17 protein-coding genes are annotated in these 19,952 nt (G+C 72.1%); 7 read left to right on the forward strand and 10 right to left on the reverse strand.

Going from position 1 to position 19,952, the window contains the following annotated elements:
- Positions 1–929: 929 nt before the first annotated feature.
- Complete coding sequence (locus tag WME96_RS25455; RefSeq protein WP_437284187.1) at positions 930–1,703, forward strand: glutathione S-transferase family protein; 774 nt, start codon at positions 930–932, stop codon at positions 1,701–1,703.
- A gap of 278 nt (positions 1,704–1,981) precedes the next feature.
- Positions 1,982–2,497, forward strand: coding sequence for a hypothetical protein (locus tag WME96_RS25460; protein WP_437284188.1), 516 nt, complete (start codon positions 1,982–1,984; stop codon positions 2,495–2,497).
- A gap of 158 nt (positions 2,498–2,655) precedes the next feature.
- Here WME96_RS25460 and WME96_RS25465 read toward each other — a convergent pair whose 3' ends face one another.
- The 6 genes from WME96_RS25465 to WME96_RS25490 form a co-directional block, all read right to left on the reverse strand.
- Positions 2,656–3,651, reverse strand: coding sequence for a hypothetical protein (locus tag WME96_RS25465; RefSeq protein WP_437284189.1), 996 nt, complete (start codon positions 3,649–3,651; stop codon positions 2,656–2,658).
- 26 nt (positions 3,652–3,677) lie between these two features.
- The gene (locus WME96_RS25470; protein WP_437284190.1) at positions 3,678–4,535 is read right to left on the reverse strand and encodes a hypothetical protein; all 858 of its coding nucleotides are present in this window, start codon (positions 4,533–4,535) and stop codon (positions 3,678–3,680) included.
- Positions 4,536–4,539: 4 nt separating this feature from the next.
- Positions 4,540–4,893, reverse strand: coding sequence for a DUF4150 domain-containing protein (locus WME96_RS25475; protein WP_437284191.1), 354 nt, complete (start codon positions 4,891–4,893; stop codon positions 4,540–4,542).
- A 20-nt stretch (positions 4,894–4,913) separates the two neighbouring features.
- Complete coding sequence (locus WME96_RS25480) at positions 4,914–6,173, reverse strand: DUF2169 family type VI secretion system accessory protein (protein WP_437284192.1); 1,260 nt, start codon at positions 6,171–6,173, stop codon at positions 4,914–4,916.
- A gap of 275 nt (positions 6,174–6,448) precedes the next feature.
- Positions 6,449–6,592, reverse strand: coding sequence for a hypothetical protein (locus WME96_RS25485; RefSeq protein WP_437284193.1), 144 nt, complete (start codon positions 6,590–6,592; stop codon positions 6,449–6,451).
- Positions 6,593–6,950: 358 nt separating this feature from the next.
- Positions 6,951–8,021, reverse strand: coding sequence for a hypothetical protein (locus tag WME96_RS25490; RefSeq protein WP_437284194.1), 1,071 nt, complete (start codon positions 8,019–8,021; stop codon positions 6,951–6,953).
- Positions 8,022–8,964: 943 nt separating this feature from the next.
- Here WME96_RS25490 and WME96_RS25495 point away from each other — a divergent pair.
- Together WME96_RS25495 and WME96_RS25500 are read left to right on the forward strand one after the other, a co-directional pair.
- Entirely contained in the window at positions 8,965–9,507 is a 543-nt protein-coding gene (locus tag WME96_RS25495; protein ID WP_437284195.1) for a hypothetical protein, read from the forward strand.
- A complete protein-coding gene (locus tag WME96_RS25500; RefSeq protein ID WP_437284196.1) occupies positions 9,504–10,439 on the forward strand; it encodes a phosphotransferase in 936 nt (311 codons plus the stop codon). The genes WME96_RS25495 and WME96_RS25500 overlap by 4 nt, the downstream gene beginning before the upstream one ends.
- Before the next feature lie 362 nt (positions 10,440–10,801).
- Here the strand turns inward: WME96_RS25500 and WME96_RS25505 are convergent, their stop codons facing one another.
- Together WME96_RS25505 and WME96_RS25510 are read right to left on the reverse strand one after the other, a co-directional pair.
- Positions 10,802–12,760: an ATP-binding protein gene (locus tag WME96_RS25505; protein WP_437284197.1), complete on the reverse strand. Its 1,959-nt coding sequence runs from the start codon at positions 12,758–12,760 to the stop codon at positions 10,802–10,804.
- 9 nt (positions 12,761–12,769) lie between these two features.
- On the reverse strand, positions 12,770–13,297 hold the full coding sequence (locus WME96_RS25510; RefSeq protein WP_437284198.1) for a methanogen output domain 1-containing protein: 528 nt from the start codon (positions 13,295–13,297) through the stop codon (positions 12,770–12,772).
- A 266-nt stretch (positions 13,298–13,563) separates the two neighbouring features.
- Between WME96_RS25510 and WME96_RS25515 the strand changes: the two genes are divergently transcribed.
- Both WME96_RS25515 and WME96_RS25520 read left to right on the forward strand, forming a co-directional pair.
- Positions 13,564–14,538, forward strand: coding sequence for a GAF domain-containing protein (locus WME96_RS25515; RefSeq protein WP_437284199.1), 975 nt, complete (start codon positions 13,564–13,566; stop codon positions 14,536–14,538).
- Entirely contained in the window at positions 14,535–14,735 is a 201-nt protein-coding gene (locus WME96_RS25520; RefSeq protein ID WP_433926458.1) for a hypothetical protein, read from the forward strand. The genes WME96_RS25515 and WME96_RS25520 overlap by 4 nt, the downstream gene beginning before the upstream one ends.
- 22 nt (positions 14,736–14,757) lie before the next feature.
- Here WME96_RS25520 and WME96_RS25525 read toward each other — a convergent pair whose 3' ends face one another.
- Positions 14,758–15,819, reverse strand: coding sequence for an acyltransferase family protein (locus WME96_RS25525; RefSeq protein ID WP_437284200.1), 1,062 nt, complete (start codon positions 15,817–15,819; stop codon positions 14,758–14,760).
- 255 nt (positions 15,820–16,074) lie between these two features.
- Between WME96_RS25525 and WME96_RS25530 the strand changes: the two genes are divergently transcribed.
- Positions 16,075–16,938: a DUF6209 family protein gene (locus tag WME96_RS25530; protein ID WP_437284201.1), complete on the forward strand. Its 864-nt coding sequence runs from the start codon at positions 16,075–16,077 to the stop codon at positions 16,936–16,938.
- An 11-nt stretch (positions 16,939–16,949) separates the two neighbouring features.
- Here WME96_RS25530 and WME96_RS25535 read toward each other — a convergent pair whose 3' ends face one another.
- Complete coding sequence (locus WME96_RS25535; RefSeq protein ID WP_437284202.1) at positions 16,950–19,766, reverse strand: hypothetical protein; 2,817 nt, start codon at positions 19,764–19,766, stop codon at positions 16,950–16,952.
- Positions 19,767–19,952 lie beyond the last annotated feature (186 nt).

The raw sequence follows: 19,952 nt of genomic DNA on the forward strand, positions 1-19,952 counted from the left end.
AACCGTGCTCTTCGTCACGGCTGTATCCACGGGCGTTTGCCGACCATATGCCTGGCGTACACCACGATGTTCGGAAGAATACTCACATGTGGACACCCGTGCGACGGGGGCCTACATCAGAGAAAGTAAGCGCAATCTGGACGCGCAGCCGCGAGAAGCAAGTTATCAGGAACATTCCTCCCGGCAATGTCGGTCGTTGTGCGTCCATCGACCGACTCCGGCGACCGGGCGAAGATACTCCGGACCGCCGAGGGGGATAGAGTATTCATACAAATGCCAGACGAAAGTCAAGACTCTTTTCTAACTCCAGATCGTTTCGCCGTGCAGTCACGTTGCGCGCGTTGGCTCGGACATGGAACCTTGTGAGATTCGTTCACTCTCCTGGAAAAGCAACGATGTCTCGATAATCCGTTCAGGCACCGACGAGGGGATCGTCAGGGCCCTCTTCAGGCCGCTCCCGCGAGCGCTCGTCGCGTTCGACGCGACGTCGCCTCCTCGGTACGGGGCGGTCTTCCGCACATCGCCCGGCCTCTTGCCGATCGAGGTCATCCGGTCTTGCGGTGAAACTCCACGCAGAACCGCACCGGACCGTCGGGGTTGACCTGATGCAGCGCCTCGGCGCGACGACCCCGGGCCGCTCCGGATCGAGCAGCACCTCTCGACCGTCGAGCTCGTCGATGCGATGGCGGAGCCGCTCGGAGACAATGTGGTTCACGCGCCACACACCGGGGCTGGTGGGGTCGCTCATCGCAGGCCGCTCGGGATCGAGCCCCCGTCGAACTCTACCGTTCGCCTCATGCGACCAGCCCGTCGGGCGCCGGATAGGCGTGCTGGTGGGAGGACACGCAGCGGGGCTCGCGGCCGCCATCGACGTGGAACCGGCCGTTGCGACTTGAAAGGCGAGGCCGCCTGGGGGCAGCATCGGGCACATGGATCCTGTCGAGTTCGTCGATGTCGCGACCGCGAAGGCGGCCCGCGGCGTCCGCATGGTCGCGTCGGGGGTGGTTCCGAGCCCGTGGTCGGAGGCCGCGAAGGGGATGTTCCGGCTTCAGGGCGTGCCGGTGCGTGTGGTGCGGTTCTCGCGGGACGACGCGGAGCTCGCGGCGTGGATGCGCGCCGACAACGTGCCCGTCGTCTTCCACGACGACGAGCCCCCGCGCGCCCACTGGGCCGCGATCACGACCCTCGCCGCCCGCCTCGGCCCGCCGGGCGCCCTGCTGCCCGACGACCTCGATCACCGCGTCCGCACCGTCGGCCTGCTCCACGAGATCGCGGGCGAGGAGGGCCTCGGCTGGAACGCGCGCCTGTTCATGGTGCACGCGTCCCTCACGAGCGGGGGCGAGCGCGGCTTTCCGCTGCCCGTCGCGCGCTACCTCGCGGCGCGCTACGGCTACTCTCCCGCGATCGACCTCGACCGCGTGCGCGCCCGCGTCGTGACCACGCTCTCCGCCCTGGCCACCCGCCTCGACGGGGGCCGCGACTACCTCGACGGCGACCGACCGAACGCGCTCGACGTCTACGCCGCCACCTTCCTGACCCCGCTCTGCCCGATCCCGGAGAGCGACTGTCCCCGCCTGCCGCCGTTGCTCCGCCAGGCCTTCGGGGCCGCGCGCGAGGCGATCGGCGACGCGGTGCCGCGCGCGCTCGTCGAGCACCGGAGCCGGATGTACGAGCGCCACCTCGGCTGGCCGATCGAGATCTGATGGCGAGTCTGACGAGCCCGGGCGCAGCAGGATGCAGTGCAGGAGCAACGTTCAGGGGGAAGTCCGCCAGGCCGTGATCCCGGCGCGGCGAGCGCGGCCGCCTCACGCGTGCGCCACCCTGCACAAAAACTCCACGCGCGGCTCCACCAAGCTCCACGAGCGGCTCATGCCGGTCACCCGTCGTGTGAGCTAGGTTGAAGGCCTCACCCATGCACGGAGGCGAGGTCATGGCGGGAACGACGGACAACGGAGGCGGACGGCGCGGAAGCCCTCGGCGGATGGCGCTCTGGGGCGCTGCAGCGCTCGTCCTGCTGCTGCCCTTGGTCGCGATGCAGTTCACCGAAGAGGTGGCCTGGGGCCCGGCGGATTTCGCCATCTTCGGCGCGATGCTGGCCGGCGCTTGCGGCACCTACGAGCTGGCGGCCAGGGCGACGGGCAACAAGGCGTACCGGGCCGCCGTCGGCGTTGCGGTCGCGACAGCGTTCCTCCTCGTCTGGATGAACCTCGCCGTCGGCATCCTCGGGAGTGAGGAGAACCCCGCCAACTTGATGTTTGGCGGAGTGCTCGCCGTCGGGATCATCGGGGCCTTCATCGCGCGTTTCCAGCCACAAGGGATGGAACGCGCGCTGGTCGTGACGGCGCTCGCTCAGGCGCTGGTCGCCGCGATCGCCCTGATCGCCGGATCGGGCAACGCCTTGATACTGACAGGGTTCTTCGTCGCGCTGTGGCTCACGTCGGCCCGACTGTTCCGGCGAGCGGCGCGGGAGCACGCCCACGCGGTCGCAGCGCCGTAGGTTGACCCGCGCCGTCGCCCACGCCGTCGCGCTCGGCGAGCCGTCCCCCGAAGAAGGCGATCGGTGAGGCCGCCGCCGGTCGGGAGTCCCCTCCCGGGCGCCGGCCTGTGCTCCCGGCGGCGTGGTGAACGAGACCCCTCGGGCCTCGTGCGGCCCCGTCAGCCCGCGCTCTTCGGCGCCTCCGGGGCATCGACGCGGGTCCACGTCTCGCCGTCGAAGCGCGCGATGTCCGTGGGGCCGACGCACCAGAGGACGCCGCCGGCCTGTTCGATCGTGTGGATATAGCGCAGCTCCGGCTCGAGGCGCGTGCGCACCCGCGCGGCGCGCCGGCGCTCGAGGTCGTAGCGGAAGAGGCCGAAGTTCGACCCGAGATAGAGGGTCTCCTGGTACATGGCGACGGCGTGGAAGAGGTGCGGGCTCCTCTCCTTCGACACGCTCCGGAAGCCGTCGCGGTGATTGCCGACGAGCAGCGCGCCCTCGTGCCCACACACCCAGACGCGCTGCGCGCTCTCGACGTGAACCGCGTTGAGCCCGCCGATCGGAGGCACCTCGAGGCGGCGCCACCGCGGGCCGCCCAGGTGATACAGGCTCCCTTCGAGCCCGAGCGGGCCGAGCTGCTGGGCAGCCAGGTAGATGTCGTCCTCCGCCGCCCCCTGGAGGTCGATGGGCCTCACGAGGTCCTTGAAGTCCACGCCGGGAGCCTGGAGGAGGCCCGCATCCGCGTGCGCCCACCGGCCGGGACCGAGCCTCCGGTACACCTGCCCCGCGCTCCCGCAGGCGAACAGGCGGTCGCCGACGCGGCGCAGCGCGGTGAGGAATCCGTATCCCTTCGACGTGGGCCGGTAGAGCCCGGCCTCCGGGATCTGCTCGATCATCACGCCCCGCGCGGACCAGAGCTCGACCTCGCCGTCCAGGGAGAGCGCGAGCAGCGTGCTCTCTTCCCCCGGCGCCGCGTGCTTCGCCAGCCCGACCGTGAAGAAGCCGGCGTCGTGCGCCGTCCACGGCGGGGCGCCGCCCTCGTCGTACAGGAAGAGCCTTGTATGCGGGGTATAATCCCCCGGCGTGGCGAAGGTCGCCGAGAGATAGAGGCTGGAGGCGCTCAGGGCGATCGCGCCCGTGATCGTCATCGGGGTGCCGCCGGGCTCGTCCGGCATGGCTCGGGGATCCGCGCCGCTCGGGTTCATCGGATCTTGACTCGCTGGGTGGTGTCGATCCCCTGGAACGCCCTGCCCACCTCGCGGATGATCTGGGCAGTACACTCCGGCTTGTACGCGACGGTCACGCGGAGCGACGATCCGATCACCTCGGAGAGCGGGAGGGTGCCGTCGGTCGACTCGCCGGCGGCGACCTTGGTGTTGAGGATGTTGTTCAGGTCCGCGTGGATGGCGTTGTGCAACGTGCCCTTGATGAAGGCGTTCCCGGGGATGCAGATGGCGGCGCCGTCGTCCTCGGAGATGATCCGGTACGCGGAGCCGTTGCGCGTGCCCGATCGCACGAACTCGTCGGGGACGATGTGGTGCGACTGGGAGCCCTCGCCCGGCAGCAGCTTGCAGATCCTCTTGAGATCGCCGTGCCGCCCCACGAGGCACGGGGGGCGCCTGACCTGGACGTTGCTGTCGAGCCTCGGGGTCGCGCGGAGGTTGAGGCCCATGTCCAGGCCCAGGAAGGGCGTGCGCATCGGCCGCTGGTACGGATCGGTGAGCGCGTCCTCGGTGAGGGCCTGGGTCCGCGAGATGCCGACAAGGCCGATCGCGCCGGCGAGCAAGCCCCACACCCCCGCCCCGGCGGCCGCTCCGCCGGCCGCCGGGCCGAGGGTGGACAGGGCGCCCGGCGCTGCCCTCTTGGCGGCCTCCTCCGCCGCCTTCCTGGCGGCCTCCGCCGCGAGCTGCCGGGCGAGCTCCTCGTCGAGCAGGGCCACCTGCGTGCCCTCTCTCTGCGTCGTGTAGACGCGCCCGAGCGCGTTGGCGGGTGGGTTGCCGTCACCAGGGGTCTCGCCTCGAACGGCGGCGTCGATCTGCGCGCTGGGAGGGAGGGCCACTGCGTCAGGCCTTCACGTTCATCCAGCAGCGATCGCCCCTGCGCACGATGCGCCGGCCGTCGGCGCGGACGTTCGTCGACGCCTCGTGCGCCCACACCTTGCCCTTGTTCACGCCCGACTTCACGCCGCCGCCGGTGCCGGGCTCGTCGCCCTGGACCGTCGGCGCCAGGCTGTGATCGTAGACGTAGCCGGGCTTTCCGTTGAGGTTCACGTTCTCGATGCACTTCATGCTGCCGTCGAAGCTGGCGTAGAGCATGTACGGGACCGGCACCATCGCGCCGCCCACCGGCGTCAAGCACACGTCCGGGGCCATGGTGACCGCGTAGAAGCTGCTGTCCTTTCGAGCTCCGATAGGCATGTTCTCTCTCCGTGCCTCGGCTAGGCCGCGCCCGCCTGTTTCATGTACCCGAGCGCCAGGAGGCTCGTGCCCTCGACCTCGAGCGACGCCGGGATGCGCGCGCGCCACACGAGCGACAGGCGCATCTGCTCGAGGTCGACGATGACCGTGTCGATGGGCACGGCGGCGAAGCTCACCGCGTCGTCCTTGCCGGTGAGCCGGACGACCACGGCGGCCTCGGGCACGTGAAAGCGGCAGGCCGTGCCCGCGGTCTCGGGCGCCACGCCCGGCGCGCTCCGCGGCAGCAGATTCCACAGCTCCGCGAGCTCGCCGCCGAACAGGTAGTCGCACTGCATGTCGGGGTGCGCGCCGTTCCAGTAGGCCATGTCGAAGTCGGGCGGCATGTACGGCCAGCGCTCGGCGAGCCAGCGATCATCGAAGGTGCCGGCCAGCTTCAACCGCGGCTGCCACGGCCTGGCGATGACGCCTACCCCGCGCGGCGACAGCTCCGGCACCTCGCCGGCGCGCACCTCGCCCGCCACCATCCGCGCGAAGATCTCCGCCGTGATCCCGGCGCCGGGCGCCTCGATCTGCGGGGCCGGCCAGCGCTTCACCTCGGCCGCGTCGGCGTACCAGCCCTCGAGGAAGCCGACGCCGAACGGATTGTGCGCGCAGGTCGCGTGCGCCACCGGGGCCGCGCCCGCCTCCGGGTGCGCCCGGCGCGCCTCCTCGCTCAGCCGGTGCGCGTCGCCGACCCGCTTCGCGGCGTCGTCGTCGGCGTACACCTTGAGCTGGCCGCCGAAGGCGTGCTCGTAGCGCAGCGGCAGGGCCTCGAAGGGCTCCGGATCCGTCAGCGCCCATCCATCGTCCTTGCGCTCGAACGCGCGCGCCCCGCGGACGGCGAGGTGATGATCCAGCAGCGTGCCGGCTCCCGCCAGGTTGGGTATCTCGGCCAGGCGCCGGACGCGGACGCGCACGTCCACGCGCGCCACGGCCTCGCCGGCCGGAGCGTGCGCCGAGCCGATCACGATGACGTCGCACCTCGGCTTGCTCTGCGCGAGATCGCTCTCGAACTTGACGCTGCTGCCGTTGATCTCGCCGTGATACACGTCCGAGAACACGAGCTCACCCTCGGTGATGGCGGCGACGTGGGTGATCCTCGCGCCGTCGCTCTCGCCCGCCTCCGGCGCGGCGCGCAGCTCGTAGCTGCCCCGCGCGACGACGACGTGCGACTCGTCGCCCCAGGAGTCGACGATGGCGTACTCCAGCGCAGGAAACGGAGTGCGGTTCTCGAGTTCCATCGCGGCCGCGGCAGGATACCCGGCGGCTTCGGAGCGGAGCAAGCCGCTCGCCCGCTTTCCCCTCCGGCAGCGGCCCCGCCGCTGCGGTCTCTCTACCTTCCTGCGCTCAGCGCGCCTGCGCGGCGGCGGCCTGCCCGCCGGCCGCCCGGCGCAGCGCGAACCGGTTCTCCGGCCGGGGGAGCCCGTAGTGGTCCCGCAGCGTCGTGCCCTCGTATTCGGCGCGGAACAGGCCGCGCCGCCGCAGGGCGTCCGAGGTGCCTGTAGTGCGCCACGTCCTACGTGCCGAGGTGCCTGTAGTGCGCCACGTCCCACGTGCCGGTCAGGTTGCTCTCCGGGAACCGCCACGCCGACTCGTGGTGTCCTATCGTCATCAGGAAGGCATCGAGGTGCAGCTTGCCGGGTCGGCGTGAGGCGGTCACGGGAGACTCCTTGTCCATCGAGCTCGCGGGTACGTGCGGGGTGGGAGCCGCGGCAGGCGCGACGCCATGAACGGCGGATTGCGAGCGCGGGGCGAGGAGCAACTCCCGTACCGCAGCCCGGTCCGGAGCCTGTGTGGCGGCTCGCCGCGTTCGCGCGGCGGCGCTCAGGCGGCGCCGGGCCGAGACGGGACCGGAGCGCTGCTGTCGCGCTGCTGCTCCAGCAGCACGCCATGGGGATCCGCTGCTCCGGCGCGCGCAGGAGGCGCGTCCGTCGCGCGGGTCGGCCGAGACGGTGGCTCCGTGATCCCTCCCGCGGAGAGCGTGGCCTCCTGACGCCGACCTGCGATGAGCGCGAGGCTCACCCCGAGCAGGTGCGCCGATCCGCGGGCGCCGCGTCGGTGAGCTCGTGTTCGGGCTCGACGACCTCGACGTCGAGCGCCGGGGGCGCGGTCTTGCGGGCGCCCTTCTCGGCGTCGGCCATGCGCCTCCCGTCCTCGGGCGCCTCCACCCAGGGGCGGGTGAAGCGCTCGGGGCGCACCAGCGGCATGGACGGTCGCGGCCCCGCGGTCGCCTGGCGCGCCTCCTCGGCCGCGATCTCCAGCAGGCTCTCGCGGCTGATGCTCACCAGATCGAAGCGCAGCGCCTCGGGCATCGATCCGGGGCGCGCCGGCTGCGGCAGCTCGGCCTCGATCGCCGCCAGGCTCTCGTGGCCCACCGGGGCCGCGCCGAGCCGGATCTCGGGCAGCGACGGCGGCGCGTCGCCGAGCTCCCGTGGTGCGCCCGCGGGCGGCGGGGGCGCGTCGCGGAGCAGCACCGGGCGCGCCAGCGAGCGGGGCGGCCCGCCGTTGGCGAGGAGGATCAGGCCCGCGACGGCGCTGCGCCTGTGGGCCGGCGGCGACGGCGGCGCGGCGCGCCCGGAGGGGGGCGGCTCGCAGCCGGCCGCGACAGCGCAGGTCGACGGCGGCGGCTCGCGGACCTCGGCGCCCGGGCGGCGCGCCTGGGAAGCCGCCGCCTCCCCGCGCGGGCGCGAGCGGGTGCGCCGGTGCCCCGCGCGGGCCGGTCGCGGCTCCGCCGGGGCGCCCTCCTCGATGGAGCGCAGGCCGCGCTCGAGCGCGGGCAGCACGCCCTGCCGGTCCGCCCACGTGGGCATGACCACGCAGAGGATCGCCTCGGCGGCCACACCGAAGTACACGTCGATGGGCGCCGCGCCCCCGTACGGGACCAGCTCCTCGCGCGGCAGCTCCACATGCCCGAGCCGGCCGCGATCCCCGAGGCGCAGCGCGGCCTCGACGATCCGGCTGCGGCCCTCCTCGGGCATGTCGCCCGGCGCTCGGCGGGTGACGAGCCGCCCTCGCCGGGTGATCACGAACGCGAAGTCTGCCCCCGCGGCCACGTGGGTTCGATCCGAGATCGCGTCGAGGTCCGCCACGCTTGCATCGTACACGATCCAGGGCGAAGGCGTCCGTTATCGTGCATGTCGGGGCCAATCCCACCCCGCAAGAGAGGTTGCCGCGCGGAGCTGAGGCGCCCTCGACGGCCGGGACCTCGCCCCCTCGCCGCAGGCTAGAGCGCCGATCAGCTTGAAACACCCAGGAATGAAGAGATTTGAACCACAGAGGCACAGAGGACACAGAGGAAGAATCGAAGATAAACAATCTTTCTTTTCTCTTCCTCTGTGCCCTCTGTGCCTCTGTGGTTCGTTTTCTCGGGATTTCAACCCGTTTGTCGCTCTAGAGCAGCCCTGCTCTGGCGATGTTCATTTCGTGCCTCTTGCACATCGCAGTCCAGAGCTCATGCTCGGTCGGGCTGTCTTCGATGAGCTGCTCGGCGTCTTGAATGCCCCCCTGTATCGGCCTCTCCGTCCTTCTCCAGGGGGGCATCGTGTTCACCTCGGTGGTGACAAGAACGACGCTCAAGATCCTGGGGGGCCACCGGGGGTCCGAGGCGAAAAGGGCACCAGACCCGGGGGCCACGGGGGGTCCGAGGCGAAAAGGGCAACCGTGAAGCGGATCAGGGCAACCGTGAAGCGGATCAGGGCAACCGTGAAGCGGATCAGGGCAACCGTGAAGCGGATCAGGGCAACCGTGAAGCGGATCAGGGCATGACGGCCGGCTTGGCCCTCAGCGTCGCTTCACGCACGCCGGGCACGCGATGGAGAGACATCGAACCACCTCAGTGTCGATTCAAATGACTGGCGCGCCCGGCCGCGGAGCGGTACGTTGGCTCGCACGGGTGCGCAGGGGCGCCCTTCCCGCCGGAAAGAAGCCTTTCACCCTGCACGCGACGATCGCGGGTCACCTCGCAGCGTCATGCCACGTCGAGTTCCTCGGGCCGAGGGAGCGGGTAACGGCCGACTTCGAGAGGAGACGTTCATGATGGATCCCGTTCGCGAGCTGAAGATCCGCGCCGAGCTCTTGCAGACCCGCGTCGCGTCGAGAGACGCCGAGGCGCTCGCGCGCCTGCGCGCGCTCCCCGAGCTGCGGCGCGCCGACGAGGCCGCGCTCGCCGCGGCCGCGCCCGGCATCCGCCGGAAGCACTGCCTCGCGGTGGTCGCGCGCGAGTGCGGCTTCACGAGCTGGGAGCGCGCGCGGCGCGCCCTCGAGGGAGAGCCCGGCGCGCCCGAGCTCGGGACGCTGCTCTACGGCCGGGACGCCAGCGCGCTGCACCACTGGTTCGCGACCCACGACGAGGCGCGCGCCCACATCGAGGCGCTGCCGGAGGCGCCGCGCAGCTACCTCCTCGCGTACAAGCACCACGTCTTCGTCGCCGGTCGGGCGTTCGTCGCGTCGCTCGGGCTCGACCCCGACGACCCGGACTGGCAGGCGATCGGGTGGGACTGGGCGCGGCCCGCCGACCCTGCCGCGCGGGGCCGCCTCTACGCGAAGCGGCTCGCCGCGATGCGGGGGAAGGCATGAGCGCCGCGGAGATGCACCCCGAGCTCGCCGCCGCGATCGCGGCCGCGTTCCCCGGGCGACCGGTCCACGACGCGGCCCCGCTCGCCGGCGGGCTCTCCGGCGCCACGCTGATCGCGTTCGCCGTCGACGGCGCGCCGTACGTCGCGAAGCGCTGCGCGCCCGATCCGGCCGACCCGGAGCGCGCCGCGCGCGAGATCGCGTGCATGCGCGTCGCGTCCGAGCGCGGCGTCGCCCCGCGCCTGCGCCACGCGGACGGCCGGACGGGCGTCACGATCATGGACCGCATCGCCGGGACGCCGCTCCGCCCGACCGGGGACCCGAGGCTGCTCGAGCGGGTCGCGACGGCGCTGCGGCGGCTCCACGACGGCCCGCCGTTCCCGCGCGGCCCGGCGCGCATCGACTTCCTGCGCTTCCTCGACGCGCAGTGCGCCGCGCTCGCGGGCGCGCGCCTCCCCGCGGAGCTCGTCCGCGCGGTCGAGGAGCTCGAGCGCGCAAGCGCGCCCCACGCGCACGAGGCCCCGTGCCACCGCGACCTCAACCCGAACAACGTGCTCGTGACGGCCGACAGCGTGGTCTTCGTCGACTGGACCACCGCGGGCGCGGGCGATCCGTTCGTCGATCTCGCGCAGCTCGGCGTCTTCGCGTTCCCGCGGCCCGAGCAGCGCGAGGCCCTGCTCCAGGCGTACCTCGGGCGGCCGGCGAGCGACGACGAGCGCTCGCGGGCGCACCTCGCGCGCCGCATCGCCCTCGCCTTCTACGCCGCGAGCTTCTTCTTCGCGGGAGCGCGCCTCGGCGGGCCACCCCCCGCCGAGGGCGAGCCCACGCCGCTCCTGGAGGTCCTCGCCGCGCTCCGCGCCGCGCCGGAGCGCATCCATCCCGGCACCGTCGCCGCCGCGCTCCTTCACGAGATGCGTGACGAGATGCGCCACTGAGCCCACGCGCGAGACTCTCCGGAAAGCGCCGCGCTTGAAGAGGTGCCCCCGCGAGCAACGCCCCGCGTCGCGGGATCGCTCAAGTCCGACAAGGCTCCAGGTTCGCCAGCGACAGGCCCTCTGTGCCGCCACCGTCTATGTCGCCACAGGACGAGCGCGCGACAGACACCAAGGATCGCCCTGAAACGAGAGCGGCGAGGCAGCACCCGGAGGAGCGTTATCTGCTGCCGCCGCCGCGCCCAGTCTACCCCCCCCGGGCCCATGAGCCCCATGGTCGCGCCGAGCCCGGTCCGGTGACCCTCGCCGCAGCGTGAACAGCGCTCGATCCTCGCCGCGCACCGTGCGCGGCGCCTCCAGGCGCTCTACCGCGCCGCGCCGCCGGACGACGTCACCCGCGCGAGCAGCTTCACGAGCGCCGCCGGCTCCACCGGCTTCAGCAGGTGGTGGTCGAACCCCGCGTCGCGGGCGCGCTGCCGGTCGACCTCCCGACCGTAGCCGGACAGCGCGATGAGCGTGCACCCGCCGAGCGCCGGCTCGCGCCGCAGCCGGCGCGCGAGCTCGTGGCCGTCGATCCCCGGCAGGCCGATGTCCAGCACCGCGACATCCGGGCCGTACGACCGCACCAGCTCCAGCGCCTCGAGCCCGTCGTGCGCGACCACGACGTCATGCCCCCACCGCCTCAGGACCACGGCGAGCATGTCGGCCGCGTCGTGGTTGTCGTCCACCACGGCGACGCGCAGCCGCTGCCCCGGCGACGCCAGCTCGCGCTCGTCGGCGCCCGCCGCGGCGGCCTCGCCGCGCAGCGCCGGGAGGCGCACGACGAACTCGGCGCCCTGGCCGTCGCCCGCGCTCGCGCACGAGCACGACCCCCCGTGCAGCTCGACCAGGCACTTGACCAGCGCGAGGCCGACGCCGAGCCCGCCCCGGGAGCGGTGCAGCGACTGGTCGCCTTGCACGAAGACGTCGAAGACATTCGGCAGGAGCTCGGGAGGGATGCCCACGCCGGTGTCGCGCACCCGGACGATCACCTCGTCGCCGTCGCCTCGCGCCGACAGCCAGATGTGGCCGCCTGGCGGCGTGTACTTGGTCGCGTTGTTCAGCAGGTTGCAGAAGACCTGCTCGAGGCGCGTCGCGTCGCCCACCACGGGCGGCAAGCCCGCCGCGAGGTCGAGGTGGAGCTCGTGCCGGCCAGCCTCGATCAGCCATCGGCTGGTCTCGACGGCTTGCTGGAGCACGCGCGAGACGTCGACGATCTCCGCGCGCAGCCCGATCTTGCCCTGGCTGATGCGCGCGACGTCGAGCAGGTCGTCGACGAGCCGCGCCATGTGGCGCACCTGGCGCTCCACGACCGCAGCAGCGTACGCCGCCGCCTCCGGATCCTCGTCGTGCGCGCGCAGGACGGTCGTGGCCGTGAGGATCGCGGCCATGGGGTTGCGCAGCTCGTGCGCGAGCATGGCGAGGAACTCGTTCTTCCGCCGGTCGGCCAGGACGAGCTCCGCGAGGCGCTGCTCGGCCAGCCGCTCGAGCGCGCGGCGCTCCGCGATCGCGCGGAAGACGAGCACGGCGCCGATCACCTCGCCGCCCGCGCCCCGGATCGCCGCCGCGCTGTCGTCGATGGGCGTCTCGCCGCCGCCCCGGGTCACGAGGACGGTGTGGTTGGCGAGGCCCACGACGACCCCCTCGCGGAGCACCCTGACCGTGGGGTTCTCGACGGGCTCTCGCGTCGCCTCGCTGACGGCGCAGAACACCTCGGCCACCGGCCTCCCGATCGCATCGCCCTCGGTCCAGCCGGTGAGCTGCTCGGCCACCGGGTTCATGAAGACGACGCGACCCTCGACGTCGGTCGCGATGACCGCATCTCCGATGCTGACGAGGGTCACCCGCAGCCACTCGCGCTGCCGGTCCAGCGCCTGGCTCGCCCGCCGCTGGGCCACGATCTCCCGCCGCAGGTGATCGAGCGCGCGGTTGAGCTCCACGAACGCGGACAGCGCGGCCTGCTCGTGCACGAGGCGGAGCAGGACGACCGCCGGAGCGCCGTCCGACGAGGGGTGCACGACCGCGCCCTCGACGCGATGGCGGCGCCCGTCCATGAGCGTGAGCGTGCCGAGCGTCGGCTGGCGCACGCGCGCGCTGCGCTTCAGCAGCCCCGCCACCTGCGCCCGCTCGTCGGAGCAGAGCGCGAACAGGGACCGGCCCGCGCCTGTCCCGCCGAGCGCCTTGCGGGCGCGCTGGTTCGCGGCGACCACGAGCCCGTCGCTCGCCACGAGCAGCACGGGCTCGGGCAGCACGTCCGCGAGCTGGCCGAAGCTGACCATGAGCATGCCTCGCGCCTATCCCTTGAAGTACTCCTGACCTGCTGGCGCGCCCTCGTCCGGCGGCGGCTTCAGGTACACGACGACGCGGCAGCCGGCGTGCCCCTGCGCGATCGCCTCCTCGATGACGACGCGCGCATAGCCGAGGTTCTCCGCGGTGATGACGCCGAAGACGTTGGAGGTCATCATGCACAGCGCCTGACGGCCCCTCACCATGTCGCCGAACGGGCACGCGTGGTTGCCGAGCACGATCTTCTCGTCGCTCTCCTCGATGACGTAGAAATCGCCCTGGATCCGCCGCTTCAGGTCCACCAGCACCTGGATCACCTGCTCGCGCGTGAGCGCTCGGACCTGGAGCCTCGATCGATATTCGTCATTGAGGCTGTCGCCGATCTTCTGGCCGACGACGCTCACGAAGCCCGACGCCTGCTCGAGGCCGACGACCTCCTGTAACGTCCCGGCGAGCTCACGCAGGAGCTGCCGCAGGAAACGGTCTCGGTCGAGCTGTACCGGTAGCTGCCGTACGGCCTCTGCAGCGTTGCTCATCGCGGAGCCTCCCGTCGGTTGGAGCGCGTTCGTCTTAACCATGCACGGACCCCGCCAACCGAACCCCCGGGTCCCTCGCTCTCGTCAGCCGCGCGCCGCAGGAAGCCGGAGATCCGGCGCTGCCTGGAGCATCGGATCATTTGAGCTCCGGTCGTGCGGGGCGAGCGGCCGGCGCCGCGCCGTTGCGGTAATGTTCCGCTCCAGGCGCGTCGCGTCCTGGCGCTGCCTGGAGCCGGCGCCCATCCTCGCCCGCAAGAGCACCCCTCATGGCCGATCTGAACGACCCTGCGCGCCTCGCCGAGCTGCATCACGTGCTGATGCACGCCGACGCGGACGTCCTCCTCGACACGTGCGTCGCGCGTGCGGCTCAGCTCGCAGGGGCGCCCATGGCGCTCGTGAGCCTGGTGGTCCGGCACATCCAGCTCTTTCGCGCGCACCACGGGCTGCCGCCCGAGCTGTGCGTGAGCTGCGCGACGTCGCGGAGCAACTCGTTCTGCCAGCTCGTGGTGCGCCACGAGGCGCCGCTCGTCGTCGAGGACGCGGAGACCGACCCGCGGGTGCCGAGGGAGCTCGTCGAGCGCTACGGCATCCGCGCCTACGCCGGGGTGCCCCTGCGGGTGCACGGTCACGTGGTCGGCTCGCTGTGCGTGCTCGACGGCGTGCCCCGCAGCTTCGGGCCGCGCGTGGTCGAGGAGCTCGCGCAGCTCGGCGACGAGGTCGGGGCGCGGCTCGAGGCGCTGGTGGCCGACGCGCCGCCGCGGAGCAGCGCCACGGTCGAGCGCCTCGCCCGGCTCGAGCTGACCGCGCGCACGCTGGACCACGCGCTCGCGGCGATCGCGCCCGCGATCGCCGCGGCGCACAGCGCGGCGGCGGCGATGGGGGACGCGCCCCCGGCCGCGCTGAGCGCGGACGACCTGAGCGCGGCGGTCGACTGCTACCGCGACATGTTCGCGATCGCGGAGGAGCTGGCCGACGACGCCATGGCCCTCGCGCGCTCCGCCCCGGCCGAGGCGGCGGCCGAGATCGCCCAGGCGACGCGCTCGCTCGCGACGGACATGGTCGAGATAGGTCCGCTCGTCCGCCTGGCCGAGGGCGTGCTGCAAGGCACGCTCGACCAGGGCGCCGCCGCGAGGGCGGCCCACGTCGTGCGGGACGCGTTCGCCGCGCACGAGACGGCCTCCGCCGCCGTGCGCCGGATCATCACCACCGTCGCGCGCCTGCGGGCCGCGGAGGCGTCATGAAGGGCCGAGCGTACGAGCTCCTCCGCTCCTGCCTCGGCAACCAGGACCCGCCGAGCGCGCGCAGCGCCTTCATCTACGCGCGGGTCATCATGCGCGCGCGCGTCGTGCCCGGCGAGATCACGCCCACGCTCGACGACCCCGAGGTCGAGCGGCGCCTGGAGAGCGCGCTGCAGGAGATCGTTTCGCGCCGCGGGTAGGCGTCACGCCCGCGGCGCGGCGCTACGCGGCCTGCCGCGCCGGCGGGGCCTTCTGCGGCGCGCGGGGGGAGTCGAGGGAGAGGCGGAGTCGGAGGATCGGGCGCTCGATGAGGTGATAGGACACGGCGGCGCAGAGCCCGACCAGGATCAGGTTCTGCGGAAAAGCAGTCCACCAGGCGTTCGAGCGGGCGTCGAGGAAGGGCTGTTGCCAGAGGTAGATCGAATAGCTGGCGACGCCGACGCGAGCGACGGGGCGGCGATCGAGGAAGCGGCCGATCGGGCCGTCGGGGAAGCGCACGACGCGGTCGACGACGAGCGCGACGGCGGCGTTCACGAGGCTCGTGCCGACGAAGAAGGAGAAGAGAGGGTGCTTGCCGCCCGCGTGGGCCACGAGCGCGACGAGCGGCACGGCGATGAAGGCGGGTGAGCCGAGGAAGCGGCGGTAAAGCGCCCACCGCCAGAGGGCGTCGCGCGCGAGGGCGAGCGCGCAGCCGACGGCGAGCGCGTCGGCCACGGTGGGGAAGGTCTCGCCGATGCCGGCGCGGGCCGCGGGGAAGGCCAGGTAGGTCGCCACGCGCACGAGCGGCGCGGCGAGCATGGCGAGCGCGGCGACGGCGAGGCCGCGGCGGAATCCGGCGAGGGCGAGGGCCGCGGGCCAGAGCAGATAGAACTGCTCCTCGACGGCGAGCGACCAGGTGTGGCCGAGGATCCAGCCGCGATCTGCCGTGTTGTAATTCATGGTGTACGTGGCCGCGTGGGCGACGTCGGACCAGGGCAGCGCGACGACGCCCGCGGCGCGCGCCGCCGCGACGGCGAGCACGAGGGCGTAGAACGGCGGGAAGATACGCAGCGTGCGCCGCAGGTAGAACGCCGAGAGGGAGATTCGTCCGGTCGCCGCGTGCTCGCGCGCGAGCAGCGTGGTGATGAGGAATCCGGACAGGACGAAGAAGACGCGCACGCCGAGGTTGCCGAGATCGAAGCGCGCGAAGACGCCCGTGTGCCTCGCGAGGTGCGCGATCACGACCATGGTCACCGAGACGGCACGAAGGCCGTCGAGCGACCGGATTCGCCCGCTTCGATCCATGGTATTTCCCCCCGGCGCGCCGCCCGCCTGGAATCCCATGATGAGATCGGCAAAGGCAGCAGGCCAGCGCGATCGAAGTCGCTGGAGAGCCGCACGCCCGGCCGCGACACACGCGTCTGTCCCGCGCGCCCGTGCGGTCGACTGGCGCGATGCCCGGGGCGGGCTTGAACGCACGCGCGAAGCGTGCGACCGTGGCCGCGACGCCGAGCAGCGCGATCTGGCCCGCTCCTCGGTGCCTGCTCAGAGGAGGGTCCCATGGCGACGGTCGCTGTTCTGCAGTTCTTCCCCGAGTGGCTGCACGCGCAGCAGGGCGAGATCGAGCGCGGGGGGACGCTCAGGATCGAATACGCCCCTCCCCGCCTGTCGCGGTGCTTCACGACGTGGCGCGGCGCCGAGATCGGCGACATCACCGCGGTCGTGCGCTTCCACCCGCGCGGCGAGATCGTGCAGGGGAGCGTCGTCGAGGAGCAGCGGACTCCGGGGGACCCGCCCGGGGCCGTCGTCGCGCACACGCCCGCGCCGCTGGAGATCTCCGTGCCGGACGACGCGACGCGCGTGGAGATGTGGTTCCACAACTTCTCTCAGACCAGCGCGCGGTGCGACGCGTGGGACAGCCGCTTCGGCGACAACTACTGGTTCGACGTGGGCGGCCCGCCGCCGCGGGCCCCGGCGCAGCCGGTCGTGTACCGCGCCGGGGCGCAGAGGCGCCCCGACATCGTCAACGTGCGCTCCGCCCGGATCTCGAAGGAAAACACGTTTCCGAGGCCCGCGAACGGGCCGAGCATCGGCAAGGACATCCAGGTCCACCTCGATCTCGTTGCGTGGGTCAGCCGCTCGGCGTGGGGCGCGAACGCCTGGATCGACGTCCATGTGTTCGACGGCAGCGACTCGCTCGTGCACGCCGAGACGATCACGCTGGCGTATACCGGGTGGGGCCCGGTCCAGCAGTACGGCTTCGACGGCAAGATCTTCCAGGGCCCCACGGCGACGCCGGGCTCGGTGTCGCCACGGCCGGACGCGCGCAAGGTGCAATATCGGTTATATTACGAGATCGACGGCCAGGTGTTCACGGATGGGATCCTGCACCAGGCGGAGGTTCCGGAAGACGCGCTGATTTGAGCTGCCGGTCGTCAGTGGACGCGCGCCGGCGCCACCGGGGCGGGCGCCGCGCCGGGGCACCTGCCGTTGCAGAGCGTCTGTTGCAGCGAGCGCTCGCGGGCGGGGAGGTCCGTTGCGCGGAGGAACGTGGAGAGCCGCCCCGTGCCGTCCGCGCCGCCGGAGCTCACGGGCGACACGTGATAGAAGCCATCGAGGCTCGGCTGCTCTGACTCATGGCAGCCGTTGCAGGTCTGCGTGGCGAACGCGTGGCGCAGCGCCTCGCTGACGCCGGGCACCGTCCAGCGGAAGACTTCGGCGTTGGACTCGCCGCCCAGCATCGCCGGCGGAAAGAGCGCCGTCCCGGCGAGGATGCCGCTCGCGTTCGCGTTGATGAAGTCGGCCAGCGCGCGTGAGCCGTCGAGGCTCTCGTCCGGGTTCTGCTTCGTTGTCGTGATCTGCAGCCGCGCGGGGCTGCCGGCGACCAGGTTGAACTCCCGGAGCTGCCACGGCCTGAAGTCGAGCTTCTCGTTCGTGCGGAGCTGCCCGAGCGCGCTCCCGTTCACGCCGGACGGGCTCGCGCCGCGCGCCGTGAACTCGTCGGTGATCATCTGGAGTCGCGCGCCGAGCTCGGGGCCCATGGCGACAGCGCCGAGCGCGTGGAAGCGCTGCGCCCACAGCTCGCGCGACGCGCTCGCCGGGAGCTTGTACTCGAAGATGACGGTCATCGGCGCGCCGGAGCTCCCCTGCTTCAGCCCGAAGACGAAGCGGCCTTCACCGGCATTGCCGCCCGACGAGAGATCGACCCGGTTCACGATGGCGAGCAGCTCGAAGGGCGACCGGGAGAGATCGAGCCGGCTCGTGCCGGGGATCTTCGGCCACGAAGTGACAAGGGCGCGCACGGCCGGGCGGTCCTCGACGGGGAAGCCGTTGACGGAGCCGGCCGAGAACCCCGTCGACAGCCACCGCTCGACGAACGCCGAGGGATCGGCGCCGGGCGACGCGAGCTGCTCCATCAGCCAGCGGAAGCTGAAGTGGCCGCCCGCCGCGCTCGAGGCGCGCTCGCCGCCGACGATCGCGGGGTCGACGATCATGAGCTCCTTGAACGGCGCCACCTCCTCCTCGGCGCTCCGCGGGCAGAACTCCCCCGGCCCGAGCGGGTCGCACGCCGACAGGACGCCGCCGTCGAGCGCGTTGTCGTCGAAGAGCACGTCGGGCGAGTCGAACGCGCTCCCGTCCCGGTGCACCACGCGGTCCATGGCGATGACCGGCGCCGACGCGGTGATCTCGACCCACCCAGCAGAGCGCCTGTTGGCGGCGTCCGTGAACGGCGCGTTGACCCAGCTCGGATCGCCGTACGCGTTGTAGAGGCCGCGCGCGGGGATCTGCCGCGTGAAGAACGTCACGTCGCCCGTGCCGTCCTTTCGCTGGATCCGGACGGTGATGGTCGTGGGGTAGTCGTTCGGGTTGTTGACGATGACGTTGCTCCACTGCGTGTGCCCGCTCGTCGTGGGCCAGTTGTTGAGGTAATACGGGGCGAAGAGCTTCCGCGACGTGGCCGTCTGGAGCGGGCCGTCGTCGATGTCCCTGAGGGGCGCGGACGCCGCATTGCCGTCGCGGAACGTCACCCGGTTCATCCCGAAGACAGGCTGGCTCGACGTGATCTCGACCCAGCCCACGGAGCGGTTGTTCGCGACATCGCTGTTCTGGACGCCGGCCCAGCTCGCGTCGCCGCTCGAGTTCCAGTAGCCCATGGCGGGGACGGTCTTCGTGAAATCACCGAGGATCGCGCCGTCCTTGCCCCGCACCACGACCCGGATGGACGCGGCCGTCGCGCCCGGGTTGTTGACGACGACGCTGGACCACTGCGAGAGCCCGCTGTTCGTGGGCCAGTTCTTGATGAACAGGTTGGCGCGGAGGGTCTGCGACGTCTCCGACGTGAGCGCGTCGTCCTCGACGTGGACGGCCGGCGCGTTGTACGTGGTGCCGCTCCGGAGGGTGAGCCGGTTCATCGCGACGACGGGGGCGGTCGAGACCACCTCGACCCACCCGATCGAGCGCCCGTTCGCGGCGTCGGTGTTCGCGACACCCTGCCAGTCCGCGTCTCCGTAGGAGTTCCACACGCCCTTCGCCGGGATGGTGCGGCTGAGCGACGACAGGACGCCGCCGCCGTCGGTCCGGTGCACGCGCACGGTGATTGTCGCGGCCTGGTCACCGGGGTTGTTGACGATCAGGTTCGTCCATTGCGTGGCGGCGCCGCCGCCGGCGGGCCAGTTCTTCAGGAAAAGGCTCGAGAAGAGCCGCGTGGAGGGCGCTTTCACGAACGCCTCGTCGTCGAGGAGGGCGACGGGCGCGTCGAACGTGCTCCCGTCCCGCAGCGTCACCCGGCTCGTGGCCGCGACAGGGACGTCGGAGGCGAGCTCGATCCACCCGATCGAGCGCTGGTTCGCCGGGTCGCTGTCGTCGATGGCCAGCCAGGCCGCGTCGCCGAACGAGCTGTACGCGCCGCGCGCCGGGATGGTCTTCGTGATGACCTCGAGCGGGTATCCCCCGCCGGTCCGGTGAATCGTGATCGTGACCTGCGCGGGGACCGGGTTCGGGTTGTTCACCGTGATGTCGGTCCACTGCCTCCGGCTGCCCGAGTCGGGCCAGTTCTTGACGTAAAGGGACGCGTACTGGCGCGTCACGGTGCCTGTCGCGGCCCTGGCGAGGGCGTCGGCGGCGCTCGCCACCTGCTCCTGAATCGCCTCTTCGCCCTCGATCGCCTCTGCGTCGCTGTCCGCCGCGCTCACGCCGCATCCGCCGAGGATCATCGGGACTGCGAGCGACAGCATCATCCGTTTCGTGTGCACGAGCATGCTCCTTGGGGGCTTTGCCCCTCAATGACCTCTCCAGGGAGGAACGGCGCCGGCGCTCCGCGCCGCGGAGGACCTCGGGCGCCCTCTCCTGCCCTGCCGCTGTTCCTGAGGTCCCGGATAGCAACCGATGTACCGCCCTCCGCCGCGCCGCGCGGAGGGGGCGGTCGGCAACGGCTGCGC

Source organism: Sorangium sp. So ce406, assembly GCF_051474675.1.
Lineage (GTDB): Bacteria > Myxococcota_A > Polyangia > Polyangiales > Polyangiaceae > Sorangium > Sorangium cellulosum_G.

What these genes read in the sequence shown, in the direction of transcription:
- WME96_RS25500 (WP_437284196.1), top strand. Translation starts at nt 9,504, where the DNA reads ATGAGCGCCGCGGAGATGCACCCCGAGCTCGCCGCCGCGATCGCGGCC.
- WME96_RS25465 (WP_437284189.1), bottom strand. Translation starts at nt 3,651, where the DNA reads ATGCCGGACGAGCCCGGCGGCACCCCGATGACGATCACGGGCGCGATC.
- WME96_RS25480 (WP_437284192.1), bottom strand. Translation starts at nt 6,173, where the DNA reads ATGGAACTCGAGAACCGCACTCCGTTTCCTGCGCTGGAGTACGCCATC.
- WME96_RS25520 (WP_433926458.1), top strand. Translation starts at nt 14,535, where the DNA reads ATGAAGGGCCGAGCGTACGAGCTCCTCCGCTCCTGCCTCGGCAACCAG.
- WME96_RS25510 (WP_437284198.1), bottom strand. Translation starts at nt 13,297, where the DNA reads ATGAGCAACGCTGCAGAGGCCGTACGGCAGCTACCGGTACAGCTCGAC.
- WME96_RS25515 (WP_437284199.1), top strand. Translation starts at nt 13,564, where the DNA reads ATGGCCGATCTGAACGACCCTGCGCGCCTCGCCGAGCTGCATCACGTG.
- WME96_RS25530 (WP_437284201.1), top strand. Translation starts at nt 16,075, where the DNA reads ATGGCGACGGTCGCTGTTCTGCAGTTCTTCCCCGAGTGGCTGCACGCG.
- WME96_RS25475 (WP_437284191.1), bottom strand. Translation starts at nt 4,893, where the DNA reads ATGCCTATCGGAGCTCGAAAGGACAGCAGCTTCTACGCGGTCACCATG.
- WME96_RS25455 (WP_437284187.1), top strand. Translation starts at nt 930, where the DNA reads ATGGATCCTGTCGAGTTCGTCGATGTCGCGACCGCGAAGGCGGCCCGC.
- WME96_RS25505 (WP_437284197.1), bottom strand. Translation starts at nt 12,760, where the DNA reads ATGCTCATGGTCAGCTTCGGCCAGCTCGCGGACGTGCTGCCCGAGCCC.
- WME96_RS25525 (WP_437284200.1), bottom strand. Translation starts at nt 15,819, where the DNA reads ATGGATCGAAGCGGGCGAATCCGGTCGCTCGACGGCCTTCGTGCCGTC.
- WME96_RS25460 (WP_437284188.1), top strand. Translation starts at nt 1,982, where the DNA reads ATGGCGCTCTGGGGCGCTGCAGCGCTCGTCCTGCTGCTGCCCTTGGTC.
- WME96_RS25495 (WP_437284195.1), top strand. Translation starts at nt 8,965, where the DNA reads ATGATGGATCCCGTTCGCGAGCTGAAGATCCGCGCCGAGCTCTTGCAG.